A 16316-nucleotide genomic window follows, 5' to 3' on the forward strand; every position below is an offset into this window, starting at 1 on the left:
CCGAACAGGCAGGGGAGAGGCCACCGAGGTGGCACAGTGGAGGTGTCGGCGCCCCTTAGAGTGGGGCCCCGATCCGCCCGAGAGGGCACGACGAAAGGACGCGCATGGGTCTGCTGAGCGACATCCGCCTCCCCGAGGACGTCCGGGCGCTCACGCCCGGCCAGATGCCGGAGCTCGCCGAGGAGATCCGCCGGTTCCTCGTGGAGAGCGTCTCGCGCACCGGCGGGCACCTGGGGCCCAACCTGGGCGTGGTCGAGCTGACCATCGCACTGCACCGGGTGTTCGACTCGCCGCGCGACGCCATCGTGTTCGACACGGGCCACCAGTCCTACGTGCACAAGCTGCTCACGGGCCGCCAGGACTTCTCCGACCTGCGCAAGCGCGGCGGCATCTCCGGGTACCCGAGCCGCGCCGAGTCCGAGCACGACGTCGTGGAGAACTCGCACGCCTCGACCGCGCTGTCCTGGGCCGACGGCATCGCCAAGGCCAACCAGGTGCGCGGCAAGGACGACCACGTCGTCGCCGTCATCGGCGACGGCGCCCTGACCGGCGGCATGGCCTGGGAGGCGCTGAACAACATCGCCGAGAGCCGTGACCGGAAGCTCGTCATCGTCGTCAACGACAACGGCCGGTCCTACTCGCCGACCATCGGCGGCCTGGCCAACCACCTCGACACGCTGCGCACCACGCACGGCTACGAGGCGTTCCTCGGCTGGGCCACCCGCGCGCTGCACCGGTCGGGCGCCCCCGGCCGCTTCGCCTGGCGCTGGCTGCACGGCCTGAAGAAGGGCCTCAAGGACGTCGTCGCGCCGCAGGGCATGTTCGAGGACCTGGGCATCAAGTACATCGGCCCCGTCGACGGGCACGACACCGAGGCGCTCGAGCGGGCGCTCGGCCGCGCCAAGGCGTACGGCCGGCCCGTGATCGTGCACGCCATCACCGAGAAGGGCCGCGGCTACAAGCCCGCGGAGGAGGACATCGCCGACCGGTTCCACGCCGTCGGCGTCATCCACCCCGAGACCGGCCTGCCCGTGGCGCAGAGCCGGTTCGGCTGGACCAAGGTCTTCGCCGACGAGATCGTGCGGATCGGCCGCCGCCGGCCCGACGTCGTCGCCATCACCGCCGCGATGCTGCACCCCGTGGGGCTCGCGCCGTTCCAGGAGCAGTTCCCCGAGCGCACGTTCGACGTCGGCATCGCGGAGCAGCACGCCGTCACCTCGGCCGCCGGCATGGCCTACGCGGGGCTGCACCCCGTGGTCGCCGTCTACGCCACGTTCCTCAACCGGGCGTTCGACCAGGTGCTCATGGACGTCGCGCTGCACAAGGCCGGCGTCACGTTCGTGCTCGACCGCGCGGGCGTCACCGGCGACGACGGCGCGAGCCACAACGGCATGTGGGACATGGCCATGCTGCGCATCGTGCCCGGCCTGCGTTTGGCCGCGCCGCGCGACGAGCCCACGCTCCGGGAGGCGCTGCGCGCCGCCGTCGACGTCGACGACGCCCCCACCGTGGTGCGCTACCCCAAGGGTGCCGTCGGCGACGACGTCCCCGCGCTGGAGTCGCTCGACGGCGTGGACGTCGTGGGCCGGTTCGAGCCCGCGACCGCCCGCACGGGCACCCCGCGGCGCGTGCTCGTGGTGGGCGTCGGCTCCATGGCGGGCTGCGCCCTGGAGACGGGCGAGGCCCTGGCCGCGCACGGCGTCGGGACGACGGTCGCGTCGCCGACCTGGGTGCTGCCGGTCCCCGAGAACCTGGTCAAGCTGTGCGGCGAGCACGACCTCGTCGTCACCGTGGAGGACGGCGTGGTCGACGGCGGCGTGGGCGACATGCTCGCCCAGCGCGCCGGCGAGCAGGGGATCACCACGCCTCAGGTGCACCTCGGCCTGCCCGTTGCGTTCCTCGACCACGCCAGCCGTGACCACATCGTCCGGACGCAGCGGATGACCGCCGCGGACGCGACCCGGGACGCCCTCGCGGCGCTGGCCCTCCTGTGAGCGCCGGGATGACGGGAACCGGCCGCACCGTCGGCGTCGAGGAAGAGCTCATGCTGGTCGGGCACGACGGCGCACCCATCGCCCGGGCGCAGGACGTGATCGGCAGCGCGCGGCCCGACGACGGGCCGCTCGAGTACGAGCTCATGGAGGAGCAGATCGAGACGGCCACCCCGCCGCGCTCGTCGCTCGAGGACATCGCCGCCGCGATCCGGGAGGGCCGCGCCGGGGCCCAGGCCGCCGCCGAGCGGCACGACGCGCGCATCGCCGCACTGGCCACCTCGCCGCTGGCGCTCGCCGGCACGACGGTCGGCAAGCTGCGCTACCTCCTGGCGCGGGCCGAGTTCGGCCTGACGGCGCGCGAACAGCTCACCAGCGGCTGCCACGTCCACGTCTCGGTGGCGGACGATGCCGAAGGTGTCGCCGTCCTCGACCGGATCAGCCCGTGGCTGGCGCCGCTGCTGGCGCTGTCGGCGAACTCGCCCTACTGGATGGGCGACGACTCGGGGTACGCGAGCTTCCGGTCGCAGGTCTGGGCCCGGTGGCACACGGCCGGCCCGACCCGGCGGTTCGGCAGCCCCGAGGCGTACCACGACGCCGTCAAGAGCCTGGTCGCCACCGGCACCATCCTCGACGAGGGCATGGTGTACTTCGACGCCCGGCTGTCGGCCCGCTACCCCACGGTCGAGATCCGCGTGGCGGACGTGTGCCTGTCCGCGGACACGGCGACGCTCCTGGCGGCGCTCGCCCGCGCGCTGGTGGAGACGGCGGCCCGGGCCCGGGACACCCCGGCGCCGGACGTGCCCGTCGAGATCCTGCGCACGGCCCTGTGGCGGGCCGGGCGGTCCGGTCTCAAGGACGACCTCGTGGACCCGCGCACCTGGCGGCCGGCCCCGGCGCACGACGTCGTCGGCGCCCTGGTGGCCCACGTGCGCGAGGCGCTGGTCGACCAGGGCGACCTCGACACCGTCACCGAGCTGCTCGGCGGCCTGTGGGCGTCGGGCGGCGGCGCAGCCCGGCAGCGTGCCTGGGCCGCGGAGTCGGACGGCGACCTCGCGGCCGTCGCCCGGCGCGCGGCAGAGGCGACGCTGGCCTGACCGCCGCTCACCACGCCCGGCCGGGGGCGCCCCGCCGCCCGGTGTGCGGTTCCGCCACCAGCACGGCGGCGTCGCAGCCGAACAGGAGCGCGAGCACACCGACCTGGTCGAGCGTCCACGCCGTCCGGCCGCGGAACCGGGCGGAGACCGCCGCCCGGGACAGCCCCACCTCGGCCGCGATCTGCATCTGGCTGAGGCCGCGCCGTGCGGCCTCGAACCGGATGGTGGCGGCGCACAGCTGGGCGAGGCCGTCGGTGTAGAGCGTCGGGGCGCGACGCTCCCGGACGACGGGCTGGAGCGCGTCGTCGAGGTCCGGGTCGAGCCCGTCCGGGTCGTCGAGGTTGCTGAGGTCGATGCCCAGCACCTGGGCGAGGTCGGCGTCGAGCGGTCGGTCGATGTAGGGGTGCGGGGTGCGCGGGGTGTCGTCGGCTGCGGCCATGACACCAGCCTGCCCGCCCGTCCTCCCGGGTGCGCCGCTCCGTCCACAGGTCTGGAGGTCTGCGCGCCCTGGACCGCCCCTGAACGGCACCGAATCGTCCTGAACGGCCCTGGGCTTGTCCTGACGGCCCCGGGCTTGTCCTGACTGCCCTGGGGAGCCGGACTGCCAGGCGTGCCTGGAACGCTCGGACTGGCCGAGCACGTCGGGGAATGCCGGGCCTGCTGGGATCGCCGGGAGTGCCGGGCCTGCCGGGCCTGCCGGGACTGCCGAAAGAGCCGAGCCTGCCGGAAGTGCCAGTAGTGCCGGGAGTGCCGGGCGCGCCGGGAGCGCCCGGGAGTGCCCTGTGGCGCGCCGCGGGGCGCCTCGCCTCGCGGGTGGGGTGCCGGCTGGGCCAGATCGCGTCGACGTCAGCCACGACGAGTCTTCGTGAGCCGAACAGTACGGCTCACGAAGACTCGTCGCGGCTCAGGCGAACGGAATCAGGCCTGCCCGGCACCCGCTCGACGAAGAACCTCGTCGCCGCGGCGGAATGTCCGTTCCGACGTGCGGAGGCGGGATTCCTTGCGGCGCGGGGGCCGGAGCGGCGAGGGTGGACGGATGGATCTGGATACCGCCTTCCCGCCCTTCGGCCTGCGGCTCACCAGCGGCGACCTCGAGCTGCGCATGCCGCACGACGGGGAGCTGCTCGCGCTGGCCGACGTCGCGCTTGCGGGGCTGCATGCGCCCGGCAGCCGGCCGTTCATGCGCGAGTGGAACCTCGGCGACCCGGCCCGGGTGCGGATCGACCTGCTGCAGTTCCACTGGAGGCGGCGTGCCGCCATGTCGGCCGAGAGCTGGGCGCTGGAGCTGGTCGTGCTCCGCGACGGCGTGCCGATCGGCGTGCAGGGCGCCCACGCCGCCGAGTTCCCGCTGCTGCGCACCGCGGAGACCGAGTCGTGGCTGGGGCTGGAGTACCAGGGGCAGGGGATCGGCAGGCGGATGCGCCTGATGATGCTGCACCTGCTGTTCGAGGGCTTCGGCGCCGTCGAGGCGACGACGGGCGCGTTCGCGGACAACCCGCAGTCGAACGGCCTGTCCCGGTCGCTCGGGTACACGCCGAACGGGCAGGTGCGGCACGACCGGGAGGGCGAGGTGGCCACGGAGCACCGCTTCCGCATGGCGCGCGAGACGTGGGACGCGCGGCCCGCCGAGCACCGGCCCGACATCACCCTGGAGGGCGTGGGCCCGGTGCGCGCGATGCTGGGGATGGACGAGCCGGCGGCCGCGCCCGCATAGCCGTCAGCCGTAGATCGTGTCGGCGTACCGCGGGCCGTAGTACGCCTCGACCTCGTCGAGCGTCTGGTCCTGCCGCTCGAGCGTGTGCGCGATCACCGCGCGGCCCGGCACGGCCTCCGGCTCCCAGGTCTCCGGGTCCCAGGCGCGCGAACGCAGGAACGCCTTGGAGCAGTGGTGGAACACCTCCTCGACGTCCACCTCCAGCGCGAGCACCGGCACGTTGCGGCGCACCTGGAGCTCCGCGAGGTAGGGCGCGTCGCGCACGAGGCGCGCCCTGCCGTTGACCCGCAGGGTGTCGCCGCGGCCCGGGAGGAGAAAGATGAGTCCCACGTGCGGGTTGGCCAGCACGTTGAGGAACCCGTCGGTGCGGCGGTTGCCGGGGCGCTCCGGGATCGCGAGGGTCCGCTCGTCCAGCACGCGCACGAGCGAGCCCGCGGGGTCTCCCTTCGGGGAGACGTCGACGGTCCCGTCGGCGTCGGACGTCGCGACAAGGCACAGGGGCGAGGCCTCGAGCCACCGACGGTCGAGGTCGTGCAGCGCGGTGCGCACCTTGCCCGCGGCCGGGCCCAGCGGCGGCGGGACGATCTCGCGGAGCTCCTCCACCGTCGTGACGGGCGTTCCGCCGAACCTGCTCTGCTCGAGGGTCATGCGCCCAACATAGACCCGCCGTACAGGACCGGCGCAGATGGGACATGTCAGACCATCCGGGTACGCTCGCAGCGCCATGACCGAGCAGAGCACCCTCACCGACCCCGCGGACGCCCCCGCCGTCCCGCCCCGCACGTGGAAGCCGCGCGCGGCCCGCCGCGTCCTGGACCAGGCCCGGGACCTGCTCGCGGACGCCCGGCTGCTCACGACCGCGGACCTCGACCTGCGCGAGCGCGTCCGCGACGCGTACACGGCCACCCGCGAGGTGCGCGTGCACGCCGGGCTGCGCACCGTGCCCGTCATGGCCCTGGAGGAGCGGCGCAAGAAGCTGCGCGTCGCCGTCCTGGAGAAGGCCGGCTTCACGCAGGTCACGCAGGTGCTCGTGGCCGGCACCGAGCGGCTCGTGGCCGCGGGCATCGGCGCGGGCACCGCCCGGCTCGCCGTGTCCGCTGCACGCGAGCTCGCCGACGAGGTCGACGCCGACCTGCGCTTCCGCATAGACGTCGACCCCGACGACCCGTACGCGACCGTGCTGGTCCAGGCGCTGTACGCCTTCGGGCTCGCCACCGACGCCCGCCACCGGCACCTCGACGAGGCGCGCCGCGTGGCCGACGTCGTCCCCGCCCGGCTCGAGCCGGCGCTCCCGGCCACCAGCCTGTGGCGACGCCTCATGACCCCCGCCGACCGCCGGTCGGCGGCCCACGCCGCCGTCTCGGTGCTCGCCGACCAGGTCACGGCCGCCCGCCTGACCGACGACGCGCGGGCGGTGCGCGCCGCCGTCGGGCAACCGCCCGAGGGAGCCCAGGTGTGGGCCGACTTCGAGGCCCGGTCCGCCGAGTACTACGGGCTGCTCTCCCAGGTGGTCGACCTCGGCGACGACCACGAGGCCGCCGAGGGTGGCCTGCCCGCCGACGTCGTGCGGCGGGTCGAGGCCCAGCCCCTGGACCGCAGCCTGCTGCGCGCCAGCCTGCGTGGCTACCAGCAGTTCGGCGCGAAGTACGCCCTGGTGCAGCGCCGCACGATCCTCGGCGACGAGATGGGCCTGGGCAAGACCATGCAGTCCATCGCGGTCGCCGCGCACCTGGTGGCCACCGGCGGCACCCACGTGCTCGTGGTCTGCCCGGCGAGCGTCGTCACCAACTGGAAGCGGGAGGTGGAGCAGCACTCCGACCTCACCGCCGTGGTGCTGCACGGAACCGACCGGGAGCAGGCGGCGGCCCGCTGGGCCGACGACGGCGGCGTCGCGGTCACCACCTTCGAGGTGCTCGGCCGGCTCGACCTGCCCCACGACCTGCGGCCCGCGCTCACGGTCGTCGACGAGGCGCACTACGTGAAGAACCCCGAGACCCTGCGCGGCCGCGAGGTGCGGCGCTGGGCCGACCGCTCCGACCGCGTCCTGTTCCTGTCCGGTACACCGATGGAGAACAAGGTCGCCGAGTTCAAGAACATGGTGGGCTACCTCCAGCCCGAGGTCGCCGCGCAGCTCGACCCCAACGCGGGGCTGTCGGGCGCCAAGGCGTTCCGCCGCATCGTCGCGCCCGCCTACCTGCGCCGCAACCAGGAGGACGTGCTCACCGAGCTGCCCGAGATGGTGCAGGTCGAGGAGTGGGAGCAGTTCGGTCCGGTCGACGGCGCCGCCTACCGCGACGCGGTGCTCGCCGGGAACTTCATGTCGATGCGCCAGGCCGCGTTCGCGGTCTCCGACGCGGCCGACTCCGCCAAGCTCGTGCGCCTGCGCGAGCTCGTCACCGAGGCCGTCGACGGCGGCCGCCGCGTCATCGTCTTCTCCTACTTCCTCTCGGTGCTGGACCAGGTCATGAACCTGCTCGGCGACCTTGCCGTCGGCCCGCTGACCGGAGCCGTACCCGTGCCCGAGCGGCAGGCCATGGTCGACGCGCTGTCCGCACCCGGCGGACCGTCCGTGCTGGTCAGTCAGATCACCGCCGGGGGCGTCGGCCTCAACGTGCAGGCCGCCAGCGTGGTCATCTTCTGCGAGCCCCAGGTCAAGCCCACCATCGAGGCGCAGGCCGTCGCCCGCGCCCACCGCATGGGCCAGACCCGCACCGTCCAGGTGCACCGGCTCCTCGTGGAGCAGTCCGTGGACCAGCGCATGATGGAGATTCTCGGCTCCAAGGCCGCGCTCTTCGAGGAGTTCGCCCGGCAGTCCGAGATCACCGACGCGTCGCCCTCCGCGGTCGACGTCGACGCGCCCTCCGAGACCTCGCTCTCACGCACCATCCTCGCCGAGGAGCAGCGCCGCCTCGGCAGCCCGGTGTGACGACACAGCCGGGCACGACGGGTGTGATAACCGCAGGATGCGGACATGGGGTTCACTGACGTGGTGCCCCTGCCGTCGACACGCTCCGGTACGACCCCCACGCACGCCACCTCACCCGCACGGCTGCTCGCACCCGCGCGCCGCACCGTGCCGTTCGTGGGCCGCGCCGCCGAGCTGGCGTCGTACCGCGCCTGGTGCGCCGACCCGCGGCCCGTCGCCGTACGCCTGGTCAGCGGCCCGCGCGGCGTCGGCAAGACGCGGCTCGCCCGCGAGATCGCGCACACGCAGGCACGCACGGGCTGGACCTGCCTCCACGTACCCGACGGCGCGGAGCGCACCGCCCTCGCCACCGTGCCCGAGGGCGTCCCCGCGCTCCTCCTCGTCGACGACGCCGCCGGCCGGGGCCCGGCGCTCACGGACCTGCTGCGGTCCGCGGCGCGGCGCCGGACCGGGACCCTGCGCATCCTGCTGGTGGCGCGCGAGGCGGGCGTCTGGTTCGACCGTCTGGAGACGGGCGATCCGGGCACGGAGGCGCTGCTCGGACCGGCGCGCGTCGACCGGGCGCTGCGGGCGGAGGTGCTCCCGGGACAGGTGGACGCGCGCATGGTGGCGGCGTTCGCCGGGCCGTTCGCCGAGGCCCGCGGGCTGGCGGCGCCGGAGATGGTCGTCGCGTCCGTGCCGGGCAACGGTGCCCGCATGCTCGACCTGCAGGCGGCGGCCCTGTGCGCCGTCCTGCGGACCCGGGCGGACCGGCCGGCCGGTCCGGTGCCGGTAGACGTGGCCGACGCGCTCGACGAGCTGCTCGAGCACGAGCGCTGGAGCTGGTTCCGCTCTGCGGAGGAGGCCGGCGTGCTGGGGGAGAAGGGTTTCCTGCCCGAGGCCATGGACGCGCTCGTGGCCGCGGCGACGCTGACGGACGTGCGGACGCCCGAGCTCGCGGAAGGGCTGGTGCGGCGGGTCGGCGTGGTGCTGCCGGGCGCGGTGCCGGGGGCGCCGGACCGGGTCCCTTCCCCGGGCGGCGAACGGGTGGCGCGGTGGCTCCTCGACCTGGACCCTGCGCGGTCGCTGCCCGGCCGGCTGACCGACCCCCATCTGCTCGCGGAGCTGGCCGACGTGCCCGGCCTGCTCGGTGCGTCCGTGGGCACCGGGGACCCGTCCTCGGGGCCGTCGGCCGCGCTCCGGGCTGCCCTGCGGATGGCCGACGCTGTGGCCGAGCGGCTCGACGCGCGGACCGAGGACCACGGCCCGGCGGTGGACCGGCTGGGCGCGGTGGTCGCGGCGCTGCCGGAGGACCACGACGTGCTGCGGAGGGTGTCCGGGGCGCTGCCGCACCCGTCGCTGGCGCTGGGGGAGCTGCGGGCCGAGCTCGCGCTGCGGACGCTGGCCGCGGTCGGCGCGCGAGATGCGGGTCCCGACGACCGCGAGCGGCTCGCCGAGGCGGCCCGCGATGCGGGCGCCGCCCTGCGCGCCGTGGGCCGGCCGCGCGAGGCGGAGCGGCACGAACGCCGGGCGGAGGCCGCGCTCCGCGAGCTCGCCGCGGCCGATCCCGGCCGGTTCCGCCCGCGCCTGGCCGCTCTGCTCGCGGGACTCGGCGCGTCGTACGCGGACCAGGGGCGTCCCGCTGAGGCGGCGGGCTGTGCCCGGGAGGCGGTCGAGCTGTTCCGCCGCACGGCCGCGGACCGGCCCGACGGCGCGAACGCGGGCGTGGCGGACGCCGGCCTGGCGGACGCGCTGTCGGTCCTGGCCGCGGCGTCCGCCGCGCTCGGGGACGTGCCGGCCGCCCTGGCCGCGAGCCGCGAGGCGGCGGACTTCTGGCGTGGTCTCGCGGCCGAGGAGCGGTCCGCGCCGGGCCTGGCGCGGACGCTGACCGACGTCGCGCGGAACCTGGCGGCGCTCGGGCGCACGGCGGAGGCGGTCGGCCCCGCCGACGAGGCGCTGCGGCTGTGGCGGAGCCTGGCCGGGAGCGACCCGGACCGGCACCTGCCCGGCCTGGGCGACACGCTGCGGGTGGCGGGCAAGGGTCTGGCCGCTCAGAGCGCCGGTGAGGTCGCGGTGGCGTACCTCGAGGAGGCGCTCGACGTGCACCGGCGCACCGCCGAGGAGAATCCGGGCCGGTACCTGCCGGACCTCGCGGACTCGCTCCAGGCGCTCGGCGAGGTGCTGTCGGAGGCCGGCCGGGGCCAGGAGGGCGTCACGCTCCAGCGGGAGGCCGTCGAGGTGCAGCGCCGGCTCGTGGCCGACGACCCCGGGCGGTACCGGCCGCGGCTGGCCGGCGCGCTGTCGGCCGTCGGCTCCGCGTACTCCCGCCTGGACCGGCCGCTGGCGGCCCTGGACGCGGAGCGCGAGGCGACCCGGACGTGGCGGGAGCTGGCCGCCGTCGAACCGGGTCGTTACGTGCCCCGCCTGGCGCGGTCGCTGACCACGGTGAGCACGAGCTTCTCCGGCCTGCGGCTCGACGACGAGGCGGTGGCCCCGGCCGCCGAGGCGGTGGAGCTGCTGCGCGGGCTGGTGGAGCGGGACGCGGGTGATGCCGCCGTTCCGGAAAGAGACCGGCACCGGGCGCTGCTGGCCGAGGCCCTGCGCGCACTGGCCCTCGCGCTGCACGACCAGGAGCGTTTCGGGGAGGCGCAGGCGGCCCGTGCGGAGGCGGAGGACCTGGCCCGATGACTGCGGAGCCGTCCGGCGTCGGTGACGGCGACCGCCACGACGGTTTCGTGACGGTGGAGCGCGTGATGACGTGGGCGTTTCTTCGCGGACCTGTCGAGGGTGAGATTTCATTGCCTCTTTAACCGCAAGAGTGGAGAAAAGAATCATCGTTCAATATCGCAACTCGCACCGATTCGACTGGACTCCGGGCGCCTGGAAGCGCAAGACTTGCCGTGTGAACGAAATCACATTGGAAGCCGAAGCCAGGACGCAGGACCTCACCACGCTCGAAGCCGCGCGACTGCTGGGTGTGTCGAAGCTCCACGTCATCGACCTGCTGGAAGCGGGCGAGATCGATTACCACATGGTCGGTACGGACCTCCGGTTCGACGCCGCGGAGATCGCCTCCTACAAGACGGACCGCGAGCACCGCGACGCGGAGTCCCTCGTATCCGCATGACCCCCGCGCAGCGGGCGCCCTGGCGCTTCCGCTGACGCCGTGCGGGAGCCTCGCGTACCTGCGATGCCACGCACTCCGACGCCTGAGCGCACGTTCGTCACCAACAGAACGTGCGCTCTTGTCATGTCCAGGCCACCGGCGCGAGCTCCTGCGGGCCGTCCGCGACCAGGGTCGCGACCGTCCCGGCGGCGACGGGCCGTCCGCCCCACGCGTCGACGCCGACGTTGATCTGGCGGCCGCGCTGCCGCCAGGTGGTGTGCACGTGGCCGTGCACCACCCAGCCGCCGCGGTCCGCGGGCCGGTACTCGACGTACCGGTCCTCGCCGTGCGAGTCACCCGAGTACGGGAAGTGGGACAGGGTCATGTCTCGGCCGTCGACGACGACCGTCGCGGGGCTGTCGTGGATCTCGGCGAAGCCGGCGTCCAGGTAGCGCTGCCGCGCGGCCGTGCGCCGCCGCTCCCGGGTCTCCGGGTCGCCCGTGCGCAGGGCGCGGTCGCCCGCCCAGCAGCGGTCGTGGTTGCCGGGCACCAGGAGCTTCCGCCCGGCGAGACGGCCGACGCAGGCGAGCGACTCGTCCAGGGCGCCGAGGGCGACGTCCCCGAGCACCCAGACGGTGTCGCCGTCGCCGACCGTCTCGTTCCAGAGCCCGACCAGCCGGTCGTTCATCGCCGGGACGTCGGGGAACGGGCGGCCCGTGTACCGGATGATGTTGAGGTGTCCGAGGTGCAGGTCGGACGTGAAGTACGTAGTCATGTCGGTCGTATTCAACCGTGTCCCGGCGGTCAGCGCCCGTAGGTCAGCGCTCGTAGGTCAGCGCTCGTAGGTCCACGTGCAGAAGGACCCGCTGGCCGTGAAGGTCTCCTTCGTGACGCCTTCCTCGTACCAGCCGGCCACGACGCCGTCGTGCCGGGTGGCGGTGAGGTAGGTCCCGGCGGGCAGCGTGACCGTGGTGCTCGGGTGCGTCAGCGAGTAGCCCGAGCACACGGGCGCGTCGCCGTCCCGGGTGACCGGTTCGCAGTCGTCGCAGGCATCGATCTGCACGCTGCCGGTGGCAGGCCCGGAGTAGACCAGCTCGAACGGTTCCGGGCTGTAGTTGTAGTACGTGATCGTCACGGTCCCGTCGGGTTCGTCCCGCGCGGGCAGCTTCACGCCGGCGTCGGGGTCGACGCTCGCGATGCCGACGGCGATCGCGAGGCGCTCCGCGTACTCGGCCTGGTCCGACCGCGGGTAGGAGTCGGCGACCGCGTCCAGGTTCGTCAGGGCCGTCGTGTGCTGCTCGCCCTCGAACATGCGCACCGCGCACTTCACGAGACCGGCGGGCACCTTCGCGCGGGCCTTGTCGGCCAACGCGCTGACCTCGGCGGAGTCGAACCCCGCGAGGTACGCCGTCGACTCCGCCGCCCGCCTCGTGTCGGTGCACCCGCCCATCCGCCCGAGGCCCGCGATCACGTCGTCCCGCCATGCGGCGAGCTCTCCGGGCAGCTCCTGCGCGGGGTCGCTCGTGGGGTGCTCCGCGAGGAGCTCGTCGAGCATGGGCCGTGCCGTGGCGAACACCCCTTGCTTCGTCGAGAGCAGACCGCACTCGCTCAGAGCCTTCGGCAGCTCGTCCTGGGCCGTGGCCCGCAGCGGTCCCGCGACGCCGTCCTCGGCGAAGTGCCGTACCGCGGCGACGGCGTTGCAGGGCCCGGTGCCCTTGGCCTGGTCGTAGAGATCCTCGACCAGGCCGGGGACCCGCTCCGCGGCGCGTGAGCCCGGGTGCTCGGTCGTGGTGCGCACGTAGGTGGCGTAGGCGTTGTCGTAGAGCTTCTCGTACGGCGGGAACACGGTGCCTGCCGCGTCGAGGTCCTCCTGGGCCTGCACCAGGTCGTGGGCCAGGTACTGCTCCAGCACCTCGTTCTGCGTCACCACGTACGCGGTGGCCAGCAGCGGGACGACGGCGAGCGTCGCCCACGCCACCCGGCGCGCGGCACGGGGCGACCACACCGTGCGCGGCGGAGTGGGCTCCGCGACCCGCCGGACGCGACGCCGGGCCAGGAGGGCGCCGTCGACGGCGAACAGCAGCAGCGCGCCGAGGTAGCCCAGCGCCCACCAGACCGCGATCGGCTCGCGGCCGATCGGCAGGGCGACCCACACCAGACCCGACGTCGCTGCCAGGGCGACCACGAGCCGCACCCACGCCCGCAGGTGCAGGTAGCCGAGACCCAGCCCGCTCAGGTTGAGGAGCGCCGCGGTGAGCGGCCGGGCGGCAGGCGCGGGGACGACGGCGGTGCCCGCCGGGTTGTCGGGTGCCTCGACGGTCGTCTCGGTCGCTCCGCCCGCGGCCCCGGACGGGGCGTCGCCGGTGACGTGGCCCGAGAGGTCGGCCGGGATATCGGCGGGGACGCCGGCCGACGTCTCCTCCGGGAGGGGTGCGGACCGATCGCCCTGGTCGTCCGCCGAGCCGTGAGGCGGCACCTCGTCCGACTCCTCGCCCGGGCCTTCCAGCCTGTCGTCCGGAACGGCGCCCAGGACGGCGTCCAGCATGGTGTCCGGCCTCGTGTCCGGCCTCGTGTCCGACCCGGCGCGGGACGTGGCCTCGGACGGGGTGCCCGGCGCGCTCGCCGGTGCGTCGTCCGCCGGCCGGCCGGCCGGCGCGGGCGACGTCTTCTCGGTGCTCATGAGCCGCGATGCTAGGTCCAACAACGGGGCGAAAAGCTCGAAAAGCAGCGGTTGGCCGGGTGATTTGTCCGCTGAGTCCGAACCGTAATCGCCTCATGACCGATCGGACATATGCGGCTTGGTGCGCGATGATCGGCGGGTGGACCTCGTCGTCGACCTCAGCCACCGCGCCGGGCGCACCGACGCGATCTACCGCGCCCTGCACGGCGCCCTGACCAGCGGGCGGGTCCCGGCGGGGGAGCGGCTCCCCTCGACGCGTGACCTGGCGCGCGACCTCAGGGTGTCCCGCGCCAGCGTGGCCACGGCCTACGAACGCCTCGTGGCGGAGGGGTTCCTGGAGTCCCGCCCGGGGGCGGGCACGTACGCGACCGCGGCCGCCGGCGACGTGCCACCCGCCCGGCGGCGCAGCCCGGGCGCACTGCGCCCGCGACAGGGCTGGCGCTGGAGCCCGCGGCCGGTCAGCGGCGACGCACCCGCGCCCGCCCACGACTTCCGCGTCGGCATCCCCGACGCGAGCCTCTTCCCGTTCGACACGTGGCGCCGCATCCTGGCGGCCGAGTCGCGTGCGGGCGGCGCGTCGGCGGGCAGCTACAGCGGCCCCGCCGGCCTGCCGCGGTTCCGCGCCGCCGTCGCCCGCTACGTGTCGGGGGCGCGCGGCGTGCACGCGGGCGCGGACGACGTCATCGCCACCACGGGTGCGCAGCAGGCGCTCGACCTGGTGGCGCGCGTGCTGCTGGAGCCCGGCGACGTCGTGGCGGTCGAAGACCCGGGTTATCCCGAGGCGCGCGAGCTGTTCGCGCTGCACGGTGCCCGCGTGGTGCCCGTGCCGGTCGACGCCGAGGGCCTGGTCGTGGACGAGATCCCCGCCCGCGCCCGTCTGGTCTACACCACGCCGTCGCACCAGTTCCCGCTCGGGATGCCCCTGTCGCTGGCCCGGCGCCGGGCGCTGCTCGCGCACGCGGCGCGGCACGGCACGGCCGTGGTCGAGGACGACTACGACAGCGAGTTCCGCCGCACCCGCCGGCCGCTGGAGTCGCTCCAGGCCCTCGATCGGGACGGCCGCGTGGTCTACGTGGGCACCTTCTCCAAGTCGCTGCTGCCCGGCCTGCGCGTCGGGTACCTGGTGGCACCGCCCTCCCTGCGGGACGCCCTGCTCGCGGCGCGGCAGCTCACCGACGGACACGGCGCCGTGCACGTGCAGGCGGCGCTCGCCCGCCTCATCGACGACGGCCTGCTCGCGCGCCACGTCCGCAAGGCGTCGGCCCGGTACGCCGAGCGGCACGAGATCCTGCTGGACGCCCTGGCCGGCCTGCCCGTCGAGCCGGTCCCGTCCGCCGCGGGTCTGCACGTGGCCGCCTACCTGACGGCGGACGCCGCCGTCGGCTCACGGACGCTGGTCGCGCGAGCCCGGCGCCGGTCCGTCGCGGTCGAGTCCCTCGGCGCCTTCGCGACCGGACTGCACCGGGACGGCCTGGTGCTCGGGATCGGCGGCGCGGTCACGAGCTCGATCCGGCCAGGGATCCAGGAGCTGGGGCGTCTGCTGGCTCCGTGACCGGCGGCGCACCGGCACCTGCCGCCGTAGCGGCGCGGCCGCGCCGCCGGCGCCATGTAGACCAGGCCAGGCCGCCGAGCGCGGCCAGGACCGTCCCGGTCATGTGCGCCCCGGACATCACCAGCAGGCCGAGCGCGGCGACCAGCGAGACCACCGCGCACCACCACGCGACGCCCCACCGGGGCAGCAGGCGCAGCGCCGCGGCCGCGCCCACGACGTAGAGCAGCGAGAACGTGGCGGTCGCCAGGAGCAGGATCGCGTCCGTGGACTGGTGCAGGACGGCGAGCAGGGCCGTGGTGCCGAGGGCGACGACGGTGATGAGGGCGAGCGAGCGCCGCGGTGTGCGCCCCGGCGCGGCCGCGAGGACGGCGGGCAGGGCGCCGTCGCGGGCCAGGGCGGCGCCCATCCGGCTGCCGCCCGCGAAGTACACGTTGATGGCGCCGACCGTCAGGAGCACGGCCACGACCGTGGTGACGGGCCGGGCGGCCTCGCCGAAGCCGAGCACCAGCAGGTCCGACAGCGGAGCCGGACCCGGGTTCGGCCCGAGCACGGCGACCGTCGCGAACGCGACGCCCAGGTACAGCACGCCCACGGCGGCGACCGCGATGGCCGTCGCGCGGGGGATGTCGCGGTCCGGCCGGCGGTACTCGGCCGACAGCGAGCCCAGGATCTCCCAGCCGGCGAACGCCCAGACGAGCAGGGCGGCCGCCGGCCCGACCGCGCCCCAGCCGTGCGGGGCGAACGGCGCCAGGTGGGCGGGCTGCGCGTGCGGCAGCGCGACCACCACGGCCACGGCGAGCAGGAGCGCCACCGAGCCGGCGATGGCGAGCTGCGCCGTGCCGGAGACCCGCAGGTCGAACCAGTTCATGACCGCGCACACCGCGATGATGCCGACCGTGGTGGCCAGCGCGGCGCCGGCGCCGCCGCCGGTGGCGTCGGCGACGTAGGCGCCCGCGAAGCCCGCCGCGGCGGGCGCGCCCACCGGGATGGTCGCGTAGAAGGCCCAGCCGACCATGGTCGAGGCCCGCTCCCCGAACGCGAGGCGGGCGTAGGTGGCCACACCGCCGCCGTCCGGGTGCCGGGCGCCCAGAGCGGCGAAGGTCGTGGCGAGCGGCACGGACAGGAGGACGAGCCCGGCCCAGGCGACCAGGGACGCGGGTCCGGCGAGGTCGGCGGCGAGAGCCGGGAGCGAGATGACGCCGGTGCCGAGCATGGCACCGAGGGTGAGCGCTGCGCCCTGGGGGACGCTGAGACCGTTTCGCATGCCCCGA

Annotated in this window: 12 protein-coding genes; 7 read left to right on the forward strand and 5 right to left on the reverse strand. The window is 75.0% G+C overall.

From position 1 onward, the window contains the following. Positions 1-104 precede the first annotated feature (104 nt). Positions 105-1994, forward strand: a complete 1890-nt coding sequence (gene dxs, locus APR03_RS15590) for a 1-deoxy-D-xylulose-5-phosphate synthase (protein WP_253837058.1) — start codon at positions 105-107, stop codon at positions 1992-1994. Positions 1995-2002: 8 nt separating this feature from the next. Then, the gene (locus tag APR03_RS15595) at positions 2003-3088 is read left to right on the forward strand and encodes a carboxylate-amine ligase (RefSeq protein ID WP_253837060.1); all 1086 of its coding nucleotides are present in this window, start codon (positions 2003-2005) and stop codon (positions 3086-3088) included. A 7-nt stretch (positions 3089-3095) separates the two neighbouring features. Here the strand turns inward: APR03_RS15595 and APR03_RS15600 are convergent, their stop codons facing one another. Continuing rightward, positions 3096-3527 carry a helix-turn-helix domain-containing protein gene (locus APR03_RS15600; RefSeq protein WP_253837063.1) on the reverse strand — a complete coding sequence of 144 codons (432 nt, stop codon included), beginning with the start codon at positions 3525-3527 and terminating at the stop codon, positions 3096-3098. 597 nt (positions 3528-4124) lie between these two features. On the opposite strand from APR03_RS15600, the gene APR03_RS15605 reads away from it, so the two are divergent. After that, complete coding sequence (locus APR03_RS15605; RefSeq protein WP_253837065.1) at positions 4125-4802, forward strand: GNAT family N-acetyltransferase; 678 nt, start codon at positions 4125-4127, stop codon at positions 4800-4802. Positions 4803-4805: 3 nt separating this feature from the next. Here the strand turns inward: APR03_RS15605 and APR03_RS15610 are convergent, their stop codons facing one another. After that, positions 4806-5450 (reverse strand): MSMEG_1061 family FMN-dependent PPOX-type flavoprotein, encoded by a 645-nt coding sequence (locus APR03_RS15610; RefSeq protein ID WP_253837066.1) that lies wholly within the window; start codon positions 5448-5450, stop codon positions 4806-4808. A 76-nt stretch (positions 5451-5526) separates the two neighbouring features. On the opposite strand from APR03_RS15610, the gene APR03_RS15615 reads away from it, so the two are divergent. The 3 genes from APR03_RS15615 to APR03_RS15625 all read left to right on the forward strand — a co-directional run bounded on the left by APR03_RS15615 (position 5527) and on the right by APR03_RS15625 (position 10834). Further along, the gene (locus APR03_RS15615) at positions 5527-7728 is read left to right on the forward strand and encodes a DEAD/DEAH box helicase (protein WP_253837067.1); all 2202 of its coding nucleotides are present in this window, start codon (positions 5527-5529) and stop codon (positions 7726-7728) included. Between the two features lie 45 nt (positions 7729-7773). Then, positions 7774-10395, forward strand: a complete 2622-nt coding sequence (locus APR03_RS15620) for a tetratricopeptide repeat protein (RefSeq protein WP_253837068.1) — start codon at positions 7774-7776, stop codon at positions 10393-10395. 214 nt (positions 10396-10609) lie between these two features. Continuing rightward, the gene (locus APR03_RS15625) at positions 10610-10834 is read left to right on the forward strand and encodes an excisionase family DNA-binding protein (protein WP_253837069.1); all 225 of its coding nucleotides are present in this window, start codon (positions 10610-10612) and stop codon (positions 10832-10834) included. A 121-nt stretch (positions 10835-10955) separates the two neighbouring features. Here the strand turns inward: APR03_RS15625 and APR03_RS15630 are convergent, their stop codons facing one another. Further along, entirely contained in the window at positions 10956-11588 is a 633-nt protein-coding gene (locus tag APR03_RS15630) for a metallophosphoesterase (protein WP_253837070.1), read from the reverse strand. Positions 11589-11645: 57 nt separating this feature from the next. Beyond that, positions 11646-13493: an ICP22 family protein gene (locus APR03_RS15635; protein ID WP_253837071.1), complete on the reverse strand. Its 1848-nt coding sequence runs from the start codon at positions 13491-13493 to the stop codon at positions 11646-11648. Positions 13494-13632: 139 nt separating this feature from the next. On the opposite strand from APR03_RS15635, the gene pdxR reads away from it, so the two are divergent. Further along, the gene (gene pdxR / locus APR03_RS15640) at positions 13633-15045 is read left to right on the forward strand and encodes a MocR-like pyridoxine biosynthesis transcription factor PdxR (protein ID WP_253837073.1); all 1413 of its coding nucleotides are present in this window, start codon (positions 13633-13635) and stop codon (positions 15043-15045) included. Here pdxR and APR03_RS15645 read toward each other — a convergent pair. Continuing rightward, entirely contained in the window at positions 14990-16309 is a 1320-nt protein-coding gene (locus tag APR03_RS15645) for an APC family permease (RefSeq protein ID WP_253837075.1), read from the reverse strand. The two genes, pdxR and APR03_RS15645, sit on opposite strands and share 56 nt — an antisense overlap. Positions 16310-16316: the final 7 nt, after the last annotated feature.

It is taken from the genome of Promicromonospora thailandica (genome assembly GCF_024171955.1).
GTDB lineage: Bacteria > Actinomycetota > Actinomycetes > Actinomycetales > Cellulomonadaceae > Promicromonospora > Promicromonospora thailandica.